At 61.5% G+C, this 22,097-nt stretch carries 21 protein-coding genes; 4 read left to right on the top strand and 17 right to left on the bottom strand.

Translation table 11 applies throughout. The features are described from left to right. Positions 1-7: 7 nt before the first annotated feature. The gene (locus ACIQWP_RS00950; protein ID WP_402780960.1) at positions 8-1,198 is read left to right on the top strand and encodes an aromatic amino acid transaminase; all 1,191 of its coding nucleotides are present in this window, start codon (positions 8-10) and stop codon (positions 1,196-1,198) included. 51 nt (positions 1,199-1,249) lie between these two features. Here ACIQWP_RS00950 and ACIQWP_RS00955 read toward each other — a convergent pair whose 3' ends face one another. The 5 genes from ACIQWP_RS00955 to ACIQWP_RS00975 are packed head-to-tail and all read right to left on the bottom strand — an operon-like array spanning position 1,250 to position 6,294. After that, a complete protein-coding gene (locus ACIQWP_RS00955) occupies positions 1,250-2,905 on the bottom strand; it encodes an alkaline phosphatase family protein (protein ID WP_402780963.1) in 1,656 nt (551 codons plus the stop codon). Between the two features lie 3 nt (positions 2,906-2,908). Beyond that, positions 2,909-3,682 carry an ABC transporter permease gene (locus tag ACIQWP_RS00960; protein WP_402780966.1) on the bottom strand — a complete coding sequence of 258 codons (774 nt, stop codon included), beginning with the start codon at positions 3,680-3,682 and terminating at the stop codon, positions 2,909-2,911. Next, complete coding sequence (locus tag ACIQWP_RS00965) at positions 3,679-4,458, bottom strand: ABC transporter permease (RefSeq protein WP_402782688.1); 780 nt, start codon at positions 4,456-4,458, stop codon at positions 3,679-3,681. Before ACIQWP_RS00965 ends, ACIQWP_RS00960 begins: the two co-directional genes overlap by 4 nt. 2 nt (positions 4,459-4,460) lie before the next feature. Beyond that, positions 4,461-5,261: an ABC transporter ATP-binding protein gene (locus tag ACIQWP_RS00970; RefSeq protein ID WP_402780969.1), complete on the bottom strand. Its 801-nt coding sequence runs from the start codon at positions 5,259-5,261 to the stop codon at positions 4,461-4,463. 52 nt (positions 5,262-5,313) lie between these two features. After that, positions 5,314-6,294, bottom strand: a complete 981-nt coding sequence (locus ACIQWP_RS00975) for an ABC transporter substrate-binding protein (protein WP_402780972.1) — start codon at positions 6,292-6,294, stop codon at positions 5,314-5,316. An 84-nt stretch (positions 6,295-6,378) separates the two neighbouring features. On the opposite strand from ACIQWP_RS00975, the gene ACIQWP_RS00980 reads away from it, so the two are divergent. Next, positions 6,379-6,879, top strand: coding sequence for a MarR family winged helix-turn-helix transcriptional regulator (locus ACIQWP_RS00980; protein ID WP_402780975.1), 501 nt, complete (start codon positions 6,379-6,381; stop codon positions 6,877-6,879). 372 nt (positions 6,880-7,251) lie between these two features. After that, positions 7,252-8,577, top strand: coding sequence for an MFS transporter (locus ACIQWP_RS00985; RefSeq protein WP_402780978.1), 1,326 nt, complete (start codon positions 7,252-7,254; stop codon positions 8,575-8,577). 78 nt (positions 8,578-8,655) lie between these two features. On the opposite strand, the gene ACIQWP_RS00990 is transcribed toward ACIQWP_RS00985, so the two are convergent. The 12 genes from ACIQWP_RS00990 to ACIQWP_RS01045 all read right to left on the bottom strand — a co-directional run bounded on the left by ACIQWP_RS00990 (position 8,656) and on the right by ACIQWP_RS01045 (position 20,522). Then, positions 8,656-10,020 carry an amidase gene (locus tag ACIQWP_RS00990; protein ID WP_402780981.1) on the bottom strand — a complete coding sequence of 455 codons (1,365 nt, stop codon included), beginning with the start codon at positions 10,018-10,020 and terminating at the stop codon, positions 8,656-8,658. Beyond that, a complete protein-coding gene (locus ACIQWP_RS00995; protein WP_402780984.1) occupies positions 10,017-11,255 on the bottom strand; it encodes a PotD/PotF family extracellular solute-binding protein in 1,239 nt (412 codons plus the stop codon). Before ACIQWP_RS00995 ends, ACIQWP_RS00990 begins: the two co-directional genes overlap by 4 nt. Before the next feature lie 16 nt (positions 11,256-11,271). After that, positions 11,272-12,336, bottom strand: coding sequence for a CobW family GTP-binding protein (locus ACIQWP_RS01000; protein WP_402780987.1), 1,065 nt, complete (start codon positions 12,334-12,336; stop codon positions 11,272-11,274). After that, positions 12,326-12,658, bottom strand: a complete 333-nt coding sequence (locus ACIQWP_RS01005; protein WP_402780990.1) for a hypothetical protein — start codon at positions 12,656-12,658, stop codon at positions 12,326-12,328. Before ACIQWP_RS01005 ends, ACIQWP_RS01000 begins: the two co-directional genes overlap by 11 nt. A 48-nt stretch (positions 12,659-12,706) precedes the next feature. After that, complete coding sequence (locus tag ACIQWP_RS01010) at positions 12,707-13,588, bottom strand: polysaccharide deacetylase (protein ID WP_402780993.1); 882 nt, start codon at positions 13,586-13,588, stop codon at positions 12,707-12,709. Between the two features lie 32 nt (positions 13,589-13,620). Next, positions 13,621-14,724 (bottom strand): ABC transporter ATP-binding protein, encoded by a 1,104-nt coding sequence (locus ACIQWP_RS01015; protein ID WP_402780996.1) that lies wholly within the window; start codon positions 14,722-14,724, stop codon positions 13,621-13,623. 84 nt (positions 14,725-14,808) lie between these two features. Continuing rightward, on the bottom strand, positions 14,809-16,041 hold the full coding sequence (locus ACIQWP_RS01020) for a PotD/PotF family extracellular solute-binding protein (RefSeq protein WP_402780999.1): 1,233 nt from the start codon (positions 16,039-16,041) through the stop codon (positions 14,809-14,811). A gap of 90 nt (positions 16,042-16,131) precedes the next feature. Next, the gene (locus ACIQWP_RS01025; RefSeq protein WP_402781002.1) at positions 16,132-16,899 is read right to left on the bottom strand and encodes an SDR family NAD(P)-dependent oxidoreductase; all 768 of its coding nucleotides are present in this window, start codon (positions 16,897-16,899) and stop codon (positions 16,132-16,134) included. A gap of 13 nt (positions 16,900-16,912) precedes the next feature. Next, complete coding sequence (locus ACIQWP_RS01030; protein ID WP_402782690.1) at positions 16,913-17,653, bottom strand: SDR family NAD(P)-dependent oxidoreductase; 741 nt, start codon at positions 17,651-17,653, stop codon at positions 16,913-16,915. Then, positions 17,653-18,498, bottom strand: coding sequence for an ABC transporter permease (locus ACIQWP_RS01035; RefSeq protein ID WP_402781005.1), 846 nt, complete (start codon positions 18,496-18,498; stop codon positions 17,653-17,655). The genes ACIQWP_RS01030 and ACIQWP_RS01035 overlap by 1 nt, the downstream gene beginning before the upstream one ends. A gap of 2 nt (positions 18,499-18,500) precedes the next feature. Next, on the bottom strand, positions 18,501-19,400 hold the full coding sequence (locus ACIQWP_RS01040; RefSeq protein ID WP_402781008.1) for an ABC transporter permease: 900 nt from the start codon (positions 19,398-19,400) through the stop codon (positions 18,501-18,503). Between the two features lie 48 nt (positions 19,401-19,448). Next, complete coding sequence (locus tag ACIQWP_RS01045; RefSeq protein ID WP_402781011.1) at positions 19,449-20,522, bottom strand: ABC transporter ATP-binding protein; 1,074 nt, start codon at positions 20,520-20,522, stop codon at positions 19,449-19,451. Positions 20,523-21,062: 540 nt separating this feature from the next. On the opposite strand from ACIQWP_RS01045, the gene ACIQWP_RS01050 reads away from it, so the two are divergent. Next, positions 21,063-22,073, top strand: coding sequence for a GntR family transcriptional regulator (locus ACIQWP_RS01050; RefSeq protein ID WP_402781014.1), 1,011 nt, complete (start codon positions 21,063-21,065; stop codon positions 22,071-22,073). The last annotated feature ends 24 nt before the right edge of the window (positions 22,074-22,097 follow it).

Consider the following 22,097-nt stretch of genomic DNA (forward strand, 5'->3'; position numbering starts at 1 on the left):
AGGAGCAATGAACACGCCTGCGTTTTTCGATAGTCTTACGGAGCAGAAGCCAGATCCGCTGCTGGAACTGATTGCCAAATTCGCGGCCGATCCGCGATCGGGAAAGATCGATCTTGGGGTTGGCGTCTATCGAGATGAGACGGGCCGCACGCCGGTCATGAGAGCCGTCAAGGCGGCCGAGCACTATCTCTGGGAAACGCAGGAATCCAAATCCTATATCGGCCCGGAAGGCGATCCCGCCTTTCTGCGGGCATTGGCTCTCGAAGTCTTCGGGGAGCGCCATGGCGGCAGGCTGCTTGCCGGAATTCAGACGCCGGGCGGCACCGGCGCCCTGCGCCTGGCTGCAGAACTGCTTGCCCTCGACAACCGGCGGAAGATCTGGATCGGCACGCCGACATGGGTCAATCATCAGGCGATCTTTGCCGCCGTCGGCCTTCAGGTCGGAACCTATCGCTTCTTCGACATCGACAAACAGGCCGTCCTCATCGACGAGATGCTGACGACCCTGCAGGACGCGGCCCCCGGCGACGCTGTGCTGTTGCAAACGAGCTGCCATAACCCGACTGGTGCCGGACTATCGCAGCAGAACTGGCGCGATATTGCCGCGATCATTGCAAGCAATGGTTTGCTGCCGCTCTTCGACAACGCCTATCAGGGCCTCGGGCGCGGCCCCATCGAAGACGCAGCCGGCATGATTGGTGTCATCGAAACGGTCGGCGAGGCCATGGTCGCTGTCTCCTGCTCCAAATCCTTCTCTCTCTACAGGGAACGCACAGGCGCGGTCTATCTGTTCGGAGACCAGCAGGCGTCGTTGAACAAGGGTGTCGGCAATCTGGCAAGCCACGCCCGCACGAGCTACTCCATGCCGCCGGCACACGGAGCGGCGATCGTTGCGGCGATCCTCCAGAACCCGTCACGGCGCCAGGTCTGGGTTGATGAGCTGAGGGAGATGCGCATCCGCATCGCCGAAATCCGCGGAGCTGCCGCGAAAGCCTTTGGTCAATTCCATCCCGAGCTCGCCAACATCGCTTCGCAGGAAGGCATGTTCTCCCTTCTCCCTATCCCTCCGGAAAATGTCCGTCAGCTCCGGGCCGAACACGGCATCTATATGCCGGATTCCGGCAGGATCAACGTGGCGGGAATGCGGGTCGAGGACGTCGCGTCCGTCGCCGAACGGATCGGCCCCTATCTGGCATGATTGGACGCCGGAACGGTGGGGCGATCGTGTGATCGCCCCACCGCTCGACGATCAGCGCGATGCCAGCCACCGCTTCCTTGCGGCATGCTGTTCGGCAAGCTCGTCCTCGTCCCAATAGCCGATCAGGACACCGTGCTCGATCAGTGGGTCGAAATGCGGGAATTTTTCATCGGCCGAAGTCACCCAGGCGTCCGATGCCGTGATGCGATTGGCAGGCGTCTGCAACCAGCGCTCTAGCGCGGCTTGCAGCCCATGAACGGCGTCCGCTTTGCCAGGATCGCGGCCGAGATCGACAAGCTCGTTTGGGTCCGCAATCAGATCGAACAGGATCGGCGCGACGCCCGGTCCGGCGACGAGCTTGTGGCGGCCATCTGTGACCATGAATAGCCGGCAATCGCCAATGGGCAGATCGAGCGCCAGACGCGCACGCTCGCCGGAATAATCATATTCGCTGACGGCGAAGCGACGCCACGAGGAAGATTTTTCGCCGCGTAACAATGGCAGCACCGAGCGGCCTTCCAGCACATGCGGCTTGGCCCCGCCGCCCAGATAATCGAGAAAGGTCGGTGCCATGTCGATCATCTCGACGAGATGATCCATTACCGCGCCGCGCGTCGCATCCGCTGCCGGCGAAGGGTCATAGACGATCATCGGCACCTTCACCGAGACATCGTGGAACATGTACTTCTCGCCGAGCCAATGATCGCCGAGATAGTCGCCATGATCCGACGTGAAGACGATCATCGTGTTTTCGAACAGGCCGCGCTCCTCCAGAAACTTGAAGAGGACGCCCATCTGATCGTCGATCTGCTTGATGAGGCCCATATAGGCCGGGATCACTGTCTCGCGAACCTCGTCGCGCGAGAAATTGACCGAATAGCGTTCGCGCTGATAGGCGGCCAGGACCGGATGAGGATCATCACGTTCGGATACTGTGCGCACCGGTGGCTTCACATCCTTTGCCGAATACATGTCGTGATAAGGCGCCGGCACGATATAGGGCCAATGCGGCTTGATATAGGAGAGGTGGGCGCACCAGCTCTGCCCTTTGCCCTCCGCCTCCTCGATGAAGCGCATGGCGCGGCGGGTCATATAGGGCGTTTCGGAATGCTCCTCCGGGATGCGCGCCGCCTTGTCGGCATGGGCGAGCAGCCAGCCGTTGAAATTCTCGCCGTCCTCTCCCTCGCCGGAATTGGCCCAATGTTCCCAAGGGTTTTCGGCGTCGAAGCCATGGTCGCGAAGATAGGTGTCGTAGACGGGATCGGCATCGTAATTGCTCGAGGGATGCAGCCCGTCGTCACGCTCATAGGGTTCGAAGCCGCATTGGGCGACATGCACGCCGATGATCGAATTCGGATCGATGCCGAGCCTGTCCATGCCCTCCTGGTCCGCCACCATATGCGTCTTGCCAATCAATGCGCAGCGCACATCGATCTCGCGCAGGTGATCACCCAATGTCGGCTCGCCGACGCGAAGGGGAATGCCGTTCTGCGTCGAGCCGTGCGAGCGCACGTAGCGGCCGGTATAGGCGCTCATGCGCGAGGGGCCGCAGACGGTGGATTGCACATAGCAATTGGTGAAGCGCACGCCGCGAGCAGCGAGGCTATCGATGTTCGGCGTCTTCAGCGCCGGATGCCCCGCGCAGGACAGATAGTCATAGCGCAGCTGGTCGCACATGATGAAGAGGACGTTCTTTTTCTTGGTCACGGATCAACCCTTGCTGTTCGTGTCGAGATTTCGGTAGTGCCAGAACAGCCAGCGCTTCTCGAACTGGAAGACGAGGCTGTTGATGATGAGACCCGCAAGCGAGATGAAGGCGATGCCGGCAAGGCCGCCTGCGATCTGGAAATTCTCCTGCTGCCGCTGGATGAAGACGCCGATACCATTGGTCGCGAGCAACATTTCAGAGGTGACGCTGACCAACAGCGCCGAGGAGACGGCGAGCCGGACACCCGTGGCGATCATCGGCAGGGCAGCCGGCAAATCGATGTGCCACATCGCCTCCAGGCGCGTCAGATGCAAAGCTCGCGCAACGAGATTGGCCGCGGGATGCACCGTTTTCGATGCCTCAAAGGTATTCATCAGCAGCGGCACCGCGGCGGCGTAACAGATGATGACGATCTTTGCCCCGTCACCCGTGCCGGCAAACAGCATCACGATCGGCACCACGGCCGGCGGCGGCAGCGTTGCCAGCATGTCGATCGCCGGCTCGAGGACCTGGCCGAGCAGCTTCAGCCGCCCGAGAAGGATGCCGAGCGGCACCATCAGCGCCGCCGCAACGAGAAAGCCGATAAAGGCACGCAGGAGCGTATGGCCAAGCTGCCCGACGATCTGCGGGTAGAGCCTGCCGATGGAGAGCATGATCTGCCATGGACCCGGAAAGAGCGGTGTGTGCGCGCGAATTGCCAGCCCCTGCCAGACGAGCAAAATCAGGATCGGCAACACGAACGCATTCCAGGCGATGTGTCTGTCGAGCGTCTTCATGCAAATCGCTCCGTCATGCGCATGTGCCAGCCGGTGATCCGCCAGCGCGCGAGATTGACCAACCAGTTCATGACAACGCCGTTGAAGGCGCAGACGAACATCAACGCGTAGACTTCCGGAATGCGGGTCGCGAAGGCCTTGCGGATCAGCATGAAGCCGAGCCCGTCATGGCCGGCAAGCATTTCCGCCACCACGACGGCGATCAGGCTGATGGTCGCGGCATAGCGAATGCCGGAAAAGATTTCCGGCCACGCGGCGGGCAGCTTGATCTGGAAGAGGATTTCACGATCGGAGAGACCGAGCATCTTGCCGGTCTGCACCTGCACGTCGCTGACAGCCGAAAGGGCCGCCGCTCCATTGAGATAAGGCGGCCAGATCGTCACCAGGATAATGACGAAGGCATAGAGCTTGAAACCCAGGCCAAGCATGAATACCGCCATCGGCACAAGCGCTGCCGGCGGGATCGGCTGTACGAGTGCTGCAATCGGCCGGAAGCCGGCGCGGAAGGTTGGCGAAATCTCGGCAAGCAGCGCCAGGCCGACGCCAATCATTGAGGCGCCGATGACGCCGATGATGGCGCGCATCAATGTCAGCCCGTCGCCGGCCAGGAGTTCGCCCGACATCAACATCGACCAGAAACCGGCCGCGATCGCCGTGATGGGCGGGAAATATTTGCTCGGCACCAGCTCCAGCATCGCCACCATCTGCCAGATCGCCACGATCAGCAGGAAAGAGACGAGCGCCCGAAACCGCAGCAGCCAGTATTCGAAACCCATGGTCAAGCGATCTCCGAAACCGGCGCCTGCGCGCGGAAGCGGCGGATCGCCGCCATCACGTCATGGCGAATTTCCAGGAAACGGGGATCTTCGCGCGTGGTGATCTGATCGCGCTTCTTGCCGAGGCCGACGACGATGTCATGGTCCACCCTCGTCGGTCGCCGGGTGAGCACGACAACGCGATCGGCCATGTAGACGGCCTCCTCGACATCATGCGTAACGAGAATGCAGGTCTGCTGGAAGCGCTCGGCAAGATCGAGCAGCAGGTTCTGCATATCGGCGCGCGTCTGCGCGTCGACGGCGGCCAAAGGCTCGTCCAACAGCAACAATTCGCTCTGCGAGGCGAGCCCTCTTGCGATCGCCACGCGCTGCTGCATGCCGCCGGAAAGCTGCCAGGGAAAGCGATCCGCGAAGCCGTCAAGCCCAACAGCCGATAGCAGCTCGCGCCCGCGCGCCAGCCTCTCCGCCCTGCCAAGCGTCGTGTTGCGGACCATGCCGAACACCACGTTTTCGAGATTGGATTTCCACGGAAAGAGCGAACGCGAGTAGTCCTGAAAGACGACGGCAATGCCGGTGGACGGACCATTCAGAACCTTGCCCTTGAAGCCGACCGAACCACTGTCCGGCCTCTGCAATCCGGCCAGCGTCATCAGCAGGGTCGTCTTGCCGCAACCCGACGGACCGACGATCGAGACGAACTCTCCCTTCCTGACGGAAAAGCTGATCCCGTCGAGAATTTTGAGCGCGCCGGCGCCCGATCCATAGGCTTTTGCGAGCCCATTGGCATCCAGCATCACATCCATTTTCATCCCTCCCGAATGAAAAGGGCCGGCCGAGGCGCCAGCCCTGGCTCGTTCAATTTGCCAGATTGTCAACCATATCGTCGGCCTTGACAGCGTCGGACAGCATGCCGGTCTTGTGCATGGCGTCGAGCAGCGTCTGAACATCAGCCCTATCGATCTTCATCGCCTGCTCGATGGTCGGCAGGATGAAGGTCTTGGCGGCTTCGGGCGTGAGGCCGAGGAATTCGACGGCTGCCGCCTCTTCCTTGGCACGGTCGGAAAGCAGATCCTTGTAGGCTTGATCGGTAACCGCGGCGAATTTCTTCAGCGCCTCGCGATTGGCAGCGAGATAATCGTCGGTCGCGAAGATTACGTCGTTAAGGACGGGCTCTTTCTCGTCGGCCAGCATGCCTTTGGCAATCACCGACGGGCCGATCGCCTTGTTCACGGTGATAGACGAGTAGAAGGGATTGACCGTGCAGGCGGCATCGATGCTGCCTTGCTCAAGCGCGGCTTCCTGCTGCGGAAAGGGCAGCACGACCGGCGAGATGTCGTCGAAGGAAAGCCCGGCCTTCATCAGATGGTCACGCCAGGCAAGCTCGCAGAGACCGCCATTGGCATTGAAGGAGATCTTCTTGCCCTTGATATCGTTCAGCTTGGTGATGCCGGAGGCCTTGGAGGCGACCAGCCAGATGAATTTCGTATCTGGATCGACTTCATGGGCGAGCGCCAGGATCATCTTGACGTTGACGCCGTTGAGGCGTGCATTGATCGGCGGAATGGGGGCGGCATAGCCGATATCCGCCTCGCCCGAAGCGATGGCCGCGACGACGGCTGGGCCACTCTGGACCTCGGTCAGCTCGAGATCGATACCGGCCTTTTCGTAGGCGCCAGCCTTCTGCGCCGCTATGATCGGCAGCATGGAATCAGCCAGCAGATAGGCAAAGCGAAGCTTGATGTTTTCTGCTTGGGCAGCGCTGCCTGCGACCGCAACGGCAAGTGTTGTGACCGCGAATAATTTTCGCGTTTTAGTGAACATGTTAAGTATATACATGGAGGTTCCCCTTGATTCTTGTTTGCGATACGCATTCGCCCAACAGTCTGGTTATTGAGCAAAGTGTGTGGTAGTTGCTTGACAATGTCAAACAAAAAAATCGAATCCATTTCTCTGGAAAATTTAGGCCCGACTCCGTCGCCCTGGGCAGAGCCGCGCGACATACGCGACCTGTTTTCCTACCGGCTTGCCTATTTCGTGCGACTGAACGATCGGCATGCGCAGACGGTATTGATCGACGAGTACGGGATAACATTGGGGGAATGGCGGACGCTGGCGACCATCCGCTATCTCGGCCGCCCCTCGCTCCGCTCCCTCGCCCGGGCGACGCAGCAGGATGAGGGGCAGCTCAGCCGCTACGTCAGCGGCCTGGTCAAGCGCGACCTGCTCGCCAAGAAGGCAAGTGCCGAGGATCAGCGTGTTATCGAACTGATGCTGACCGAGAAAGGCGAGGCCCTGCACCGCGACGTCATGGTCTTTGCGTGGCGTCTGAACCAGGATCTGTTCACGGACTTCAACGAGGCCGAACGGCAGCAGCTAATGTCGTTGCTCGACAAGTTACTGGACGCAATAGGACGCGTCTGACAAAAGCCTACGTCAGTCCGCAAGAGCGGCTGAGCGATGTTTTCGCAGCGTGCTGGGCGGCATGGGATGGCCGGCCCCTCGCGACCACTTTCGCGGGGATCAACACGCCTCAACACTCAACTTCACCTTCCTGCGCCGCCGGCCCGACGATCTGTCGTGACGGAGAAAGTGGCGCACGGCAGCGGCTGTGTTCTCGCAGTTTGCGCCTATTGACCTTTTCATACATGAATATAATCTGCGTATATGCAAACAGGTGACCGTATTTCGGCGGTCGCCACGATAATGGCCGGATCAAGATTCGGTTCGAGCATGAAGGCATGCCTTGCGCGCGACGGTCTCGCTGCAAGGCCTCTGCTTTTGGGAGGAGTGAATATGACAGACGACAACCCGGCGCTGCAGAGCGCCGTGCGCAAGGCGACCATTCGCCTTCTGCCCTTCCTGGGCTTGATGCTGATCCTGAATTTTCTCGACCGATCCAATGTCGGCTTCGCCAAGGTGGCCTATCAGGCCGATACCGGCATTTCGGACGCGGCCTATGCCTTCGGCGCCGGCATTCTCTATTTGGGCTACGCCACCTTCGAAGTCCCGAGCAACCTGATCATGCAGCGCGTCGGCGCTCGCCTCTGGCTGAGCCGGATCATGATTACCTGGGGCATCGTCTCGGCCTGCATGGTCTTTGCGCATACCCCGACAAGCTATTATATCGTCCGTTTCATGCTCGGCGTCTGCGAGGCCGGCTTCTATCCGGGCGTGCTGCTCTACCTGACCTATTGGTTCCCCGCCAAGCAGCGGGCGCGGGCCACCGGCCTCTTCTATCTCGGCATCCCCTTGTCGCTGGTGATCGGCGCACCGCTTTCCGGCTGGCTGCTCACCCATCACGACGTCCTCGGCCTCACCAACTGGCAATGGATGTTCGCGGTCGAGGGCCTGGCGGCAACCGTCGTCGGCATCCTCGCTCTTTTCTTCCTGACAAGCCGTCCTAACGAGGCGAAATGGCTGACGGCGGAGGAGAAGAACGCGCTGAACGCTGTCATCGAGGCGGAAGAGCGCAGCAAGCTTTCCGAGGTGAAACACTCCGTCTTCGGCGTGCTTAGGGATTGGCGCGTCCTTGCCTTCATAGGCATCTATCTCTTCATCCAGATCGGCGTCGGGCCGATCACCTTCTACCTGCCGGCGCGCTTGGCGCAGGCCTTGGGCGGCGGCGTCAACACCTGGGTCGGCGTCCTTCTTGGCCTGCCATGGCTTTGCGCGCTCTTCGCGACGCGCTTCTTCACCGTCTATGCCGACAAGCACGATAACCATCGCATCGTCTGCATCGCCATGCTGACGGCCGGCACCATCGCTCTTGGAATGATCGGCCTGACCATGAACCCCTGGGTCATAGTGATCGCCGCCTGCATCGCGGTCCCGGGGCTCGCCTCTTCGCAGCCAGTCTTCTGGAGCCTGCCGACCCGTTATCTCGGAGGCGTCGGCGCGGCGAGCGGCATTGCCTTCATCGTCTCGCTCGGCAATCTCGGCAGCTTCGCCTCGCCGCAGATCAAGGCCTATGTCGATGCCGCAACAGGCAATGGCGATATCGGCTTCTACATCCTCGCCGGCTGCTGCTTTCTGTCCGTGGTGCTGTTGATTGCGCTCGGCTCCCACCGCCGCTGGATCGTCGATGCCGAGCCGGCAGCTGGTAGCAGCCGCACACGTTGAGGGAAGAGAGCTTTCGATCCTCGCCCACTATCCGCGGGGCGAGGATCAACACGATGCGGCAAATCCGCTGCGCAACGTCTAGCCGGCGACGACCTCTTCCAGCGCCAGCGCGGCCCCCAGCAACCGTTCGTCGTGGTTCTTCGGAGCCGACAGCAGGAAGCCGACCGGCATGCCGGCTTCACCCGCGCCGGAAGGCAGGGATACGCCGCACCAGTCGAGGAAATTGCCGATCGACGTATTGCGCAGCGTCCTGCCGTTGATCTTCACGAACAGTTCGTCGTCGGCCTCCAGCGGCGCAAGCGCCGGCGCGACATGGGCGACCGTCGGATAGGCGATGAATTCATTCGCTCCGAGCATTCCGGCAGCCTCCTTGACCAGCTGCTCCCGCACTTTGAGCGTTTCCAGGTAACCGACCAAGGTTGTCTTGGCGCCGAGGCGCGTCCGCGCCACGACACGCCGGTCCATGGCTTCGGCCTCCGGTCCGGCCAGGCGGCGGTGGTGCAACACGAAGGCCTCGGCGGTTACGAGCGGTCCATACTCGGCCATCACCTGAAAGAGCCTCTCGAAAGCCGGAAAGGCCGCCCGCCGTATTTTGACACCGGCCGCACTCAGTCGCGCAAGCGTCGCCTCGAAAGCCGCAACGACACCATCCTCGGCATTGTCCATGACGACATTCGTCGGCACCACAATGGAAAGCCCGGCAGGTTCGGCGCGCTCCACCCCGGGAGCAAAACGTCCGCGCATCGCGGCATCGATCCAGATGGCGTCCTGGACGCTGCGACACAAGGGACCGAGAGAATCGAGGCTGGTCGACAAAGGAAAGACGCCGCCCATGCCGTAGCGGCCACGGCTTGCCTTATAGCCGACAAGGCCATTGAAAGCAGCCGGGATGCGCACGGAGCCGCCGGTATCCGTGCCGATCGAAACAGCCACGAGACCTGCCGCAACGGCGACGGCGGACCCGGAAGACGAGCCGCCCGGAATGCGCGCAACATCCAAAGAAAGCGGATTGAGCGGCGTGCCGTAATGCGGGTTGAGGCCGAGACCGGAAAAGGCGAACTCGCTCATATTGACTCGGCCAACGGCGACCATGCCTGCGGCCTTCAACGCCTTGACGACATCGGCATCTTCCCGCGCGGGCTCGGCATCCGCAAGCACGATCGATCCGGCCGTCGTCGGCAGGCCGGCAATGGCAAAGAGATCCTTCCAGGCGACGGGAATGCCGTCGAGCAGCCCGCGCGAGCGCCCCTCGCGCAGCCGCTTCGACGAGGCCGCCGCCTCTTCTTTCGCGCGCGTTTCCAACAACCGCGTGAAGATCGCCTGATCCTTATGGGTCCGGATCGCATCCAGGCTCTCCTCGGTCAGCGCGATGGGATCGAGGTTGCCGGACTGGATCAAGACCGAGAGTTGCGCGATCGATTTGCCGAGATGTGTCTGTGTCATAAGCCCTGCTCTCCTCTGCCGCCGACAAGCTGCATCCAACGGCGAACCAGATAGTTGTGCTCATCCATTGTCGTATTCCAGACGGCGATGCAATTGGCACGCTGCCAATAGGACCCGCCGCTGCGCGCCGTGCCCTTTCTGATCCGCATCTGCCCATCCGGGCCGGGCAGGTCTTCGGCAGCTGTGGCACCTTCGTACCAATAGTCCCATTCGGCCTGCGACATGAACTGGCGAGAGCGTTGTGGCGTCGAAATATAATAGCCCTGCCGTGCGACCACCGCGCCCGGCCAACCCGATATCCACCAGTTCAGATAGTCGTAGGCGACATCGAGCAGGCGACCGCTCAAGTGTTTTGAAAGGCACAGACCGCCATGCCAGGCGCGGTAGCCTTCCGCGGGAACCGCCTGCTCGACCGGAGCGCCCCTGGAATTCAGGATGCCGATGCCAGGTGACCACATGCTCTGGACGCTGGTCTCGCCGGCGATCATCAGCCGCGCGGCATCCTCGGCGGTTTTCCAGAAATCGCGAAAGAAGCCGGCCTTCTTGCGCTCCTCCAGCAGATCGATCAACTGGTCGATCTCCTGGATGGACATGTTGCCGATATCGTCGAACGACATGAGGCCAGCGGCCTGTGCCGCCAGCGCCGCATCGAAGATGCCGATGGCGGGTTCATCCACCAGCGCCACCCTGCCAGCCCAGCGCTCGTCGAAAAGCGCACCCCAGGAATGCATACCGACGCCATTCGGCGCCTGATCGGTCCGATAGGCGAAACTGTCGAAATTATGCGTGGTCGGCAGCATCGAGATGAACCGCGAAGGCGTGTCGCCGAGAGCGAGATTGGGCTGAACGAAGAGTTTGCGGGCCGGCACGTCGCCTAGCCCCATTCGGGGATTGGGGCCGATATGGCCTGTCTTCGTCAGATCGTTGACCTCATCCCAGAGGACAATGCGCTTGGTATCGACGGGCTGGATCGCGCGCCAGTGCCAGACGATATCGAGATTGTGGAAGCATTGATCGTAGATATCGTAGGTTTCCGGCTCGCGCGCCGCCTTGTATTGCGTCGTCAGGAAGTCGTTGTTGTCGAATGTCACGTCGATGCCGAGATCGTCCTGTGCCCGTAGGCGCAGCTCCTCCAGCAGCGAGATCGCCGTGCCGAGAATGCGCAGACGTGGCCGGCCAGCCATATGCAGGGCGGGTGCGGCCAAGCTTCTTGCGACAGATTGATGCTTGTTCATATGGATACCGATTGTCTCATCGCGCCGCGGCGATCGGGCAAGATGTAGCTGGCGGCATCTGTGACATGCGCGCCAGTGTGAAGGCTTCGAAGGAGCGTTTCAAGAGGTCGCCGTCGAGCCCGTCGAGAATGAAAACCAGGCGCGAGGTACGGTCCTCCGAAGGCCAGCCATCCATATGCACCGGCGTGTGAACCAGATGCTGGACGCCGTGAACGGCGACGGGGCGCTCCTCGCCGCTGAGATTGAGTATGCCCTTCACCCGCAGCACGCGCTCCCCATGCCGATTGAGCAGCATGGTCAGCCAGAGGCCGAAAGCCGTCCAGTCAACGGGCCTGTCGATGCAGAGCGAAATCGAGGAGATGGTCGCCTGATGCGGCGCGCCGTCCGATGAGACGAGCTGCACCGGCTCCTCGCAGTAGAAGCCGCTCTGCGATAGGCCGCTGCTGGGCGAGACGCTGTTTTGAACGGCGACCAGCGAGGAGAGATCGAGATCCGGATCGGTCGCCATCAGGATCGGGGCATCGGGATTGAGTGTGCGAAGACGAGTCTGAAGCGCCTGTCCATCGCAGCCCGCGTTAAGGTCGGTCTTGGTCACGATCAACCGGTCCGCAACCGCCGCCTGCCTGTTGGATTCAATGTAGGTGTCGAGCTGGCGCAGCCCATTCACCGCATCGACCGTCGTGATCACGTTGCCGGCGCAGAAGTGATGCCGGAGCACCGGGTCGGCCTTGATCGTCGACAGAACCGGAAACGGATCGGCAAGACCCGTGCTTTCGATGATGACGCGCCGGAATGGCGGCAACAGGCCGCGCTCGCGGCGGGAGTAGAGCTCCTTGAGTGCTGCTGCTAGCTCGCCGCGCACCGTGCAGCAGACGCATCCGGAACGCAGCAGCACCATCTCGCCGTCGACGCTTTCGACAAGATCGTGGTCAAGCCCGATCTCGCCGAACTCGTTGATAAGCACAGCCGTATCGGCAAAGGCCGGATCTGCGAGGATGCGCTTCAGCAACGTCGTCTTGCCGGAACCGAGGAAGCCCGTCAGCAGATTGATAGGCAGAAAACCACTGGTTTCAATCGGCATGCCGCGCCTCCATCCTTGCGATGAAAGTAGCGTCAAGAGGATCGCAGGGCCGGCCGACGAGCCTTTCGGCCGCCGGCCAGAGATGCCCGAGATCCTCGATGATCTCGCTGCTGCCCGTCCGCGTCGACAGCACGAAGGATGCGCCCTGCCAGTCGGTGAGGACGAGGCCGAAGCCCGAGAGCATCCCGTTGGCAGCGCGCACGCGCTCGGCACGCTCGCGGCGCCGGTCGACGCTGGCGTGATTGCGCGTGAAGACGCCCGGCCGGGCTGCCGCATCGGTCCAATGCTCATTGCCACCGAGAACACCGCACAGTGAGCACATGATGGTCATTCCTTCCGAAAACGGCTTCGTTCTGTCGAGACTAGCCGGCTATTTGCCGCGCGGGAAGCGGGCGGCAAAATCGTCGGCGATCTCGTTCATGGTCACGAACTTCACGCCGGGATGCTTGATCATGTGCGCATAGAGCCGCTCCAGCATCATCAGCACCTGCGGTCGGCCGGCCACGTCCGGATGGATGGTGATCGGGAAGACGGCATAGTCCATCTCGCGATAGACCCAGTCGAACTGGTCGCGCCACATCTGCTCGATGTCATGCGGATTGACGAAGCCGTGGCTGTTCGGAGATTTCTTGATGAACATCATCGGCGGCAGGTCGTCGAGATACCACGATGCCGGAATTTCGATCAGATCGGTTTCCTGGCCGCGCCTCAACGGCACCATCCATTCAGACGGCTTGCGCGAATAGTCGATCTTCGTCCAGCTGTCGCCGACGCGCACATAATAGGGCGTGAAGTCTCTATGCATCAACGAATGATCGTACTTGATGCCGCGCTCCAGAAGCAGCTCGTTGGTGACATTGGAGAATTCCCACCAGGGCGCGACATAGCCGGTCGGGCGCTTGCCGGAAAGCTTGGTGACCAGCTCGATGCACTTGTCGAGGATTTCCGTTTCCTGCTCGCGTGTCATGGCGATCGGGTTTTCGTGGCTGTAGCCGTGAATACCAATCTCATGGCCGGCATCGGCCACCGCCTGCATCTGCTCCGGGAAAGTCTCTATGGAGTGGCCGGGAATGAACCATGTCGTCTTGATGCCGAAGCGTTCGAACAGCTTCACCAGCCGCGGGCTGCCGACTTCGCCGGCAAAAAGGCCACGCGAGATGTCGTCAGGCGAATCCTCGCCGCCATAGGAGCCGAGCCAGCCGGCAACGGCATCGACGTCGACACCGAAACTGCACAGGATTTCTTTTGCCATGGGATGACCTCCTTCGATCAGGTTTTTGATTGTCAGTGAGCTGGAATGACGGTCGCGTCGGCCGGGTTCCAGGTAAGCATGACGTCGGCGCCAACGGGAAAAAGGTCGGGCCGGTATTTGTCGATGTGCGCTTCGAGCGCGAGCCCGCGGCCATCGGGCAGACTGACACCGATCTGCGAGATGTGGCCGACGACATCGAAACGATCGACGCGGGCGCCGACAACATTGCCGCCGAAAGCGCCCGCGAGGCTGTCTCGTGCCGAGGTCTCCGCAACGTGAACCTCGATCGCCTCCGAGGGAATGACGATGTTGACCTTGCTGGAAAGGCCGCCATTGGCACAGCCCGACAGCAAACCGAACGACGTCGAAACGAGCGTGCTGTCGGCTTGCGCACCGGCAACCTCGCCCTCGAAGATGGTGTTGCGGCCAATGAACTGCGCGACGAAGGGTGTGTTGGGGCGCGTATAGAGCTGATGTGGCGGGCTGATCTGCTCCACCCGGCCCTGGTTCATCACGACGATCCGGTCAGAGAGCGCCAGCGCTTCCGACTGGGCGTGGGTGACAAAGACGAAGGTGACGCCGAGCCTCTTCTGCAGCAGTTTGAGCTCGTTCTGGATCGCCTTGCGCAGATTGGCGTCGAGGGCTCCCAAAGGTTCGTCGAGAAGCAACACATCCGGTTCGACCACCAGCCCGCGCGCAAGCGCTATGCGCTGGCGCTGGCCGCCGGAAAGCTTGTCCGGCTTTCGTTCGGCGATATCCTCCAGCCCGAGGGTGGCCAGGATACGGTCGACCCGCGCATCCTGCTCGGCCTTCGCCATACCCTTGACCTCCAGGCCATATCCGACATTCCGCCGCACCGTCATGTGCGGAAACAGGGCATAGTTCTGGAAGATCATCGATGTCGGCCGCTTCTGCGGCCGCACGTCGTTCATGCGCACGCCCTTGATCATCATGTCGCCGGAGGAAATGCTTTCGAAGCCGGCGATCATGCGCAGCGTCGTCGTCTTGCCGCAGCCCGACGGGCCGAGGAAAGCGATGAATTCTCCCTTTTCGATCGCCAGATTGAAGTCGATGACGGCAGGCGTGCCGTTGTCATAAACCTTGCCGGCATTGATGAGTTCCAGGTCATAAATCATGAGCGATCTCCGGTCGTGGACAGAGAGGCCGGGTTGGCCTCCCCGCAGTGCGAGAGACGGATGGCCGAAGCCTGCGCCGCCGGACTAAGCATTGAGGAATTCATCCCACTTCTGGACGAGATGGTCGTATTCATCCGGCCACTGGTGCCAGTAGGCGACGTTCTTCGCACGCTCCGCCAGCGAGCCGCCATCACGCAGGTCGCCTTCCTTGATGCCGCGCTCGGCAGCGCCGACCCACGGCTTGCCTTCATACCAAAAGGCATATTTGTCCGGCGCCATGACCTTCTGGATATTGGTCGAGGGCGAGTAGTAACCCTGTTCGGACACGGTGATACCGGGCTCGCCGGACAGCCAGTAGTCGGCATAGGCGATCACGGCTTCCTTGTTGGACGTGCCAGCGATCATCGAAGGTCCGATCGCCCAGCCGCGATAGCCTTCCTTCGGCACGGCATATTTGCACGCCTTGCCCTGCGCCTTGACGGCCATGACCGCCGGTTGCCAGGCGTCGCAGACAACCATCTCGCCCGATGCCATCAGGTTGACCAGCTCGCCGAAATCGCCCCAAAGTGCGCGGAACTGCCCGCCCTTCTTTTTCGACACGAGGAACTTCGCAGCCTCGTCGATTTCTGATGTCGTCGGATTGGCCGGATTCTTGACGTTTGAGAGCCCGAGCGTGTTCATCGCCATGATGGCTTGACCGAAGGCGATCAGCGGATCGGTATTAAGCCCGGACTTTCCCTTGAACTTCGGATCGAAGATCGCTGCCCATGTATTGGCTTCCTCGGCCGACAGGACATCGGGATTGTAGCCTATGGAGTCGTAGTTGTAGACCGCCGGCACCATGTTCAGCGTCGTCTTGGCGTCATCGGCCCAGATCTGCCCGACGATCTGCTGCTTCGGGTCCCACTTGTCTGAAGGCGTCGTGAAGGTATCGCGGATATTGGCCCAGTTTTTCAGGGAGGCGGCCGGGATCGGCTCGACATTGTTGGTCATGACGATCGATGGCAGGCGCTCGGCGATGATTTCCCAGCAATCATAGTCCTTGGAGCCGGAGAGGATCTTGGTCTGCGCGTCCGGGAAAGTCGCCGCCGTGCCGGACGTCTGCCCGACACCGCTTACCTTGCGGAAATCATCAAGGATCCGCTCCTGCACGGTGACCGAAAGCCCGATCGTGCGCAGCTGTTGCTTGGCAAGACCGCTTGCCTGTGCGTACGCCGCTCGCGACGACAGGAACGGCGTGCCGCCCCCGATCGCCAGCGCCATGACGCCGGCGGAATGTTTCAATAGAGAGCGCCTGTTCAATTCCATTTTGGACATCTTGTGTTCTCCAGTGCTGATTGCTGTTCCCTGTGCCCTTGCCGGGCCTGCTTCATTGCTTGCATCGCGCGGCCATCTGGCCGCTGCCGATCAGTACCGCCCCACGAGGAGGCCACCATCCACGACCAGAACCTGGCCGGTCATGTATCTCGCGCCCTTCGACGCCAGGAATGAGATCACATCGGCGATATCCTCCGGCTCGCCGAGCCGGCCCATCGGGATGAATTCCGCCGCCTTCTCCGCACCGGCGGGACCAAGCGAATTCTCTTCCGAAAGAAGCTGGGCGGTGCGGATATAGCCGGGGGCGATGCCGTTGACCCTGATGCCATCCCTTGCCAGCTCGACCGCGAGCCCGCGAACCAACCCGACGACACCGGATTTGGCGGCCGAATAATGGACATGCTCGTCCCATCCGTAGGCGACGCCCATGATCGAGGAGAGGGCGATGATGCTTCCGGATTTTCGAGCCCGCATCCCTGGCGCAGCGGCACGCACCAGCCGGAAAATGCCCTTCAGATCGACATCCATGGTCAGATCCCATTTGTCGTCGCTGAGCTTGTCGAGCGGCGTGCGATGGGCGATGCCGGCATTCGCGACAATGATGTCGATCTTGCCGAAGCGCGCCTCGACATCTGCGACAAGCCGGTTGGCGGCATCTGTGGAGCGCACATCATAGAGACGAAATTCAGCCGAACCGCCGGCGACCAAAATATCGCGAACGGCGCTCTCGCCCTCGCTTTCAAGGATATCGGTGACGACGACATGGTCGCCGAGCGCGGCAAATGCTTTCGCTGCCGCCCGGCCAATGCCGATGCCGGCCCCCGTGACGATGACAACGCGCTTTTCTTGACTGTTCATATGCTTCTCCTCTTCAGAGCATCACGTCGCCGGAATTGGGACCAAGCGTCTGGCCGACGAAAAGGCTCGCGGCAGGTGACGCCAGGAAGGCCACGGTCGCGGCCACTTCCTCCGGCTCACCGAAGCGCCCGAGCGGCAGCTCGCGTTTCTTGCGCTCGCGCCATTCCTCGGAAAGCCCCTGCACCAGCGGCGTGTTGATCGGCCCCGGCGCGACGGCATTGACCCGCACGCCTCGGTTCGAAACCTCGCGCGCAAGCGCCTTGGTCATGCCGATGATCGCCGCCTTGGCGCCGGAGTAATGGACGAGCTCGATGCCGCCGATCTGTCCGAGCTGCGAGGCGACATTGACGATCACGCCCTCGCCACGCGCAAGCATCGAAGGCATGACGGCCTTGGTCATCAGGAAAGTGCCACGGACATGCACTGCAAACATCCGGTCGAAATCCGCAAGATCGAGATCCTCGAAAGCCGCCTGGTGGGCGATGCCGGCATTGTTGACGAGGAGGGCGACGTCGCCGTGCGAGGCCTTGGCTGCGGCATGGATCGCAGCCACGTCCTCAGGCTTGGCGACATCGCCGGCAATCGCGATCGCCGCACCGTTCGCCCTGAGTATCTCCGATGCGACGGACTGAGCCCGATCACCCGAGAGATCGTTGACCAGAACCGCGTAACCGTCGGCCGCGAGCCGGAATGCGATAGCCCGACCAATGCCGGAGCCCGCGCCGGTCACGATTGCGGAAAGCCTGTTCGCCATCATGCGTCCTCCTGAATGCGGATGCGCTTGGCGCGGCGCACCGACATCCCCATCAGGATCGCGTAGGTGCCGAGGAGCGCGAAGGAGAAGAGCGTTGTGAGCACGCCGAAGGCAAAGACGTTCGGGTGAACCTCGACGGAGAAGGTGCCGTAGATCGCAAGCGGCAGCGTCAGCTCGCGGCCGGAAGCAAATAGCGTCCGCGAGAATTCGTCATAGGAAAGCGTGAAGGCAAAGAGCATGGCCGAGAGAACGCCGGGGAAGATCAGCGGGAAGGTAACCTTGCGGAAGGTGCGCGCCGGGGTGACGCCGAGCGACCAGGACGCCTCCTCCATGCTCGGATCGAACCGGTTGAAGATCGCCAGCATCACCAGGAAGGCGAAGGGGAACGTATAGACCACATGCAGGACGAAGGCCGTGCTCCACCAGTGTCGATCGATGCCGAAAGCGTTGGCGACGAGCGCCATGCCGAGACCAACCAGCACGCCCGGCACCATCATGCCGAGGACGATCAGGTAGAAGACGACGCCTGAGCCGCGGAATTTGCGGCGGAATGCCTGGGCAGACATGACGCCGAGCACGGTCGAAACGATCATGGTCATCAGCGCCAACGCCAGCGACCGGATCAACGCCTGATCGATCGGCAGGGGAGCGATGCGCGAAGGCGGCGTCAGGCCGAAGAGATGCTGATACCAATAGGTCGACCATTCGATGATCGGGAATTGCGGGCCGCCTTCCGGCCCCGTCTGGAACGACAGGATCGCAAGGACCGCCAGCGGTCCGTAAAGGAAGACGAGAAAAAGGGCCGTATAAACACCCAGGCCGAGCTTGATGCCGCCAGCGTTCATGATCAAAGCTCCTTTCTGAGGTCGACGACCTTGAGCAGGGCGGCAATGACCGCGCCCATGACGATGGTCAGGATGACGCCGGCGACCGCCGCGAAAGCCCATTTGAGCGAGCCGACCTGGGTAACGATGATATTGCCGAGCAGATTGACCTTGCGGCCAGACAGCGCGGCTGCCGTTGCGAATTCGCCGAGAACCATCACGGAGACGAAGATCGCGCCGACCACCACGCCGGGCATGGACAGCGGCAGGATGATGGTGCGGAAGATGCGCCAGAAGCCCGCACCAAGGTCTTGCGCGGCCTCGATGACGGAGGCGTCGATCCGACCCATCATGAAGGCGATCGGCCCGACCATGAAGACGCAATAGATCTGCGTCATGCCGATGATCACCGACAACTCCGAAAACAGCAGCACTTCTATGGGGTGCTGCACGATGCCGAGCTTCATCAGGATCATGTTGATCGCGCCTTCTGTGCCGAGCATCGGCCGCCAGGCGAGGACCCGGATCAGAAACGACGTCCAGAAAGGGATGACACAGAGGACGAGCAGCACGGTCTGCAGCGTCTTGTTCTTGATGAGGAGCCCGACGAAGAGCGCGGCCGGATAACCGACGACGAGCGTCGATACCAGCACCAGCAGCCAGATGCGGATCGTCGTCCACAGCGCGCCGAGATAGGTGGCGCTGGTCAGAAAGGTGATCCAGCTCTGCAAGGTCAGCGTCGGCTCGATCTTGAAGGTCGTCTGGGTCCAGAAGGAAACATAGACCATCATCAGGATCGGCAGGACCAGGAAGGCGAGCATCCAGATCATGCCCGGCGCCAAAAGCCAGAGCGTCTTGTTCGATTTCCGGCGCGTAGTCGGACTTTCCTGCGCGGCTTCCTCGCTTGTCGCAACCATGGTCATTTCTCGCTCTCCTTGAAGGGGCCGGGGAAGGGTTTCGCGGGGCTCACATCAACCGAAGACAAGAGCGTCCTCCTTCTTCCAGACGAGGGCATACCGATCTCTTTCGACAAAGGACGGCGGGCGGGCATGACTAAGGTGAGATTCGACCTCGAAGACGTGGCCGCCATCGAGCGCAAAGAAGGAATTGACCGCCGCGCCGGAATACTCGCTTGCGATGAAATCGGCCTCGATACCCACTTCGTCATCCGAGAGTGCCGCACCACGAAGACGGATCGAAACGCGATCGTAGCGGATTGCGTAGGCCGGCTGCGGCGCCTTCCGGCGCGACCCATTCAGCGGAAAGCGGCCAGCGGGGCCGACGAAGGTATCTTCGACGACATCGCCGGCAAAGAGATTGTAGCAATTGAGGAAGCGGGCGACCGCAGCGGTCGCTGGACGATTGTAGACCACATCGGAAGCGGCGGCCTGCGCGATGCGGCCGCGATCGAGAACCAGCACCAGATCCCCCATCGCCAGAGCCTCGGATTCACTGCCCGTGACATGCAGGAAGGTCACGCCGCAGCGCTCGCGGATGATCTTGAGCTCGTTGCGCATGCGGCCGCGCAGGTTGGCGTCCAACGCGCCGAGCGGCTCATCCAGCAGCACCATCTTCGGCTCCGTCACCAGCGTACGCGCCAGGGCGACGCGCTGGCGCTGGCCACCAGAAATCTGCGTAACGGCGCGATCATCAAAGCCCGTCAGGCCGACCAGTGCCAGCATGTCCTGAACCCGCTTGGCCAGGACGCGCGCATCCGTCACGGGATCGACCTTGCGATTGCGCAGGCCGAAGGCGACGTTTTCGGCGACGGACAGATGCGGGAACAGAGCGAAGTTCTGAAAGACGAAGCCGATGCCGCGATCATGCGGCTCCACGCCATCGAGCCGCTTGCCGTGAAAGAGGATCGAACCGGCATCCGGCTCCTCGAAGCCGGCAATGACGCGCAAGAGCGTCGTCTTGCCAGAGCCGCTTGGCCCGAGCAGCGAGATATAGGCGTTGTCGGGCAACGAGAAATCCACCCTGTCCAGTGCGGCGGACGCGCCATAGGACTTGGTGACTTGGCTGAGCTGAAGAACGGTCGACACCGATTTCCCACCAGTTTCAAGGCAAGGACCATCCTTCAGGCAAAGCATCGTCATCGCCGGAATCGCATCGATCCGGACACCAGACGTCGGTCTGCGTTCGCGCAAGATCACATGCGCGTCAAAGAGATGTTCCTTGGCGTTTCAAAGAGTTCCACCTGCAGCGCTTCTGACGAGCGCCTTGATGATGAGAGCATTACATAAATGATTTTTGTATTCAATAGACTTTTTCGAAGGCCGGATCTTTAAATCGACAAATAGCACCTAACGAAAAAGTAGGGGGCGGACAGAAAATGCAGTCGCCACACAAATTCGACAGAAAAGCGCCCGCAGCAAGCGACGTTGCGGCGCTTGCTGTCAAAGGCCATTCCGCAAAGAGCACGCTTCGCGACCACAATCACTGGCGAGCAACGCAGTGCCATCATTCAAAATTGCGGATCAAAAACATATTTTGTATTCAATAGTCATTTATTTTTGCGCTATGTTAGCGCTGCAAAACGCGTAAGAGTGAGGCATCAGAACGACGTGGGTCCATTGCATCAGATGACCGAAGACCGTGCGCGCCCCAATGCGCAAAAGCGCTACGAGATCGCCGAGGATGTTCTGCGCGGCAATATCGAGGACAACACGCTGCCGCCGGGCGTGGTGCTGCTCGAAGGGCCGATCGCCGATATCCTGCAGATTTCGCGCGCGCCCGTGCAGAGAGCGCTGCAGACGCTGGAAAGCGAAGGCTTGGTGCATCGCTTCAACGGACGCGGCTATCTCGTCGGCCCTGCCGGTCGGGGCATCGAACCGAACCGCACCGATATCAAGACGTTCGGCCTGACCATTCCGCGCCACGCCGACGAGGCCTTGCAGAGCCGCGCCTCCTGGGAGCGCATCTACAACACCGTCGAGGCTGACGTCGCCGGCTGCGTCGTCTTCGGCCAATACCGCATCATCGAGATCGAACTTGCCGGCCACTTCAACGTCAGTCGTACCGTTGTCCGTGATGTGCTGACCCGCTTGCGCGAACGCGGCCTGGTACGCAAGAACCAGTCGTCCCACTGGATCGCCGGTCCACTCACGGCGCAGATGATCAAGGATCACTATGGCCTGCGCGGCATGCTGGAACCGCAGGCGCTGGTTGCCGGTGCCGGCAAGGTCGACCGCGAGCGGCTGGGCGAGCTGTTTCTGCGGCTCTCCGATCTCGAGCGGCGCGAACCGGCCGATCATCTTGCGGCGCTGGAGATGATTCATGCGGATTTCATCGAGATCTGTGTCCTCGCGACGCCGAACGAGCGACTGAGGGAATCCATCCGCAACAACCTGCTGCCGGTAACGGCGACGGAGCGATTGCTGCGGCGGCTCGGCCTGCCCGGCGACCCCGCCATCATCACGGAACTCCGCCTGATCACCGAATTGCTGCTGCGGGGCGCCGTGAAGGCGGCGGCGGCGATGATGGAGAACCATCTCGAAGCCTCCGTCGACCGCACGATCGCGCAGATGAAGATCGTCGCCATCATCCCCGGCCCCGGCGTCACGGCCGCCTATCTGACCCGCGTTCTCGAGTGAGGCACGGTCGATCCCGTCCATATT

It is taken from the genome of Rhizobium sp. NPDC090279, from assembly GCF_044769665.1.
Classification (GTDB): Bacteria; Pseudomonadota; Alphaproteobacteria; order Rhizobiales; family Rhizobiaceae; genus Rhizobium.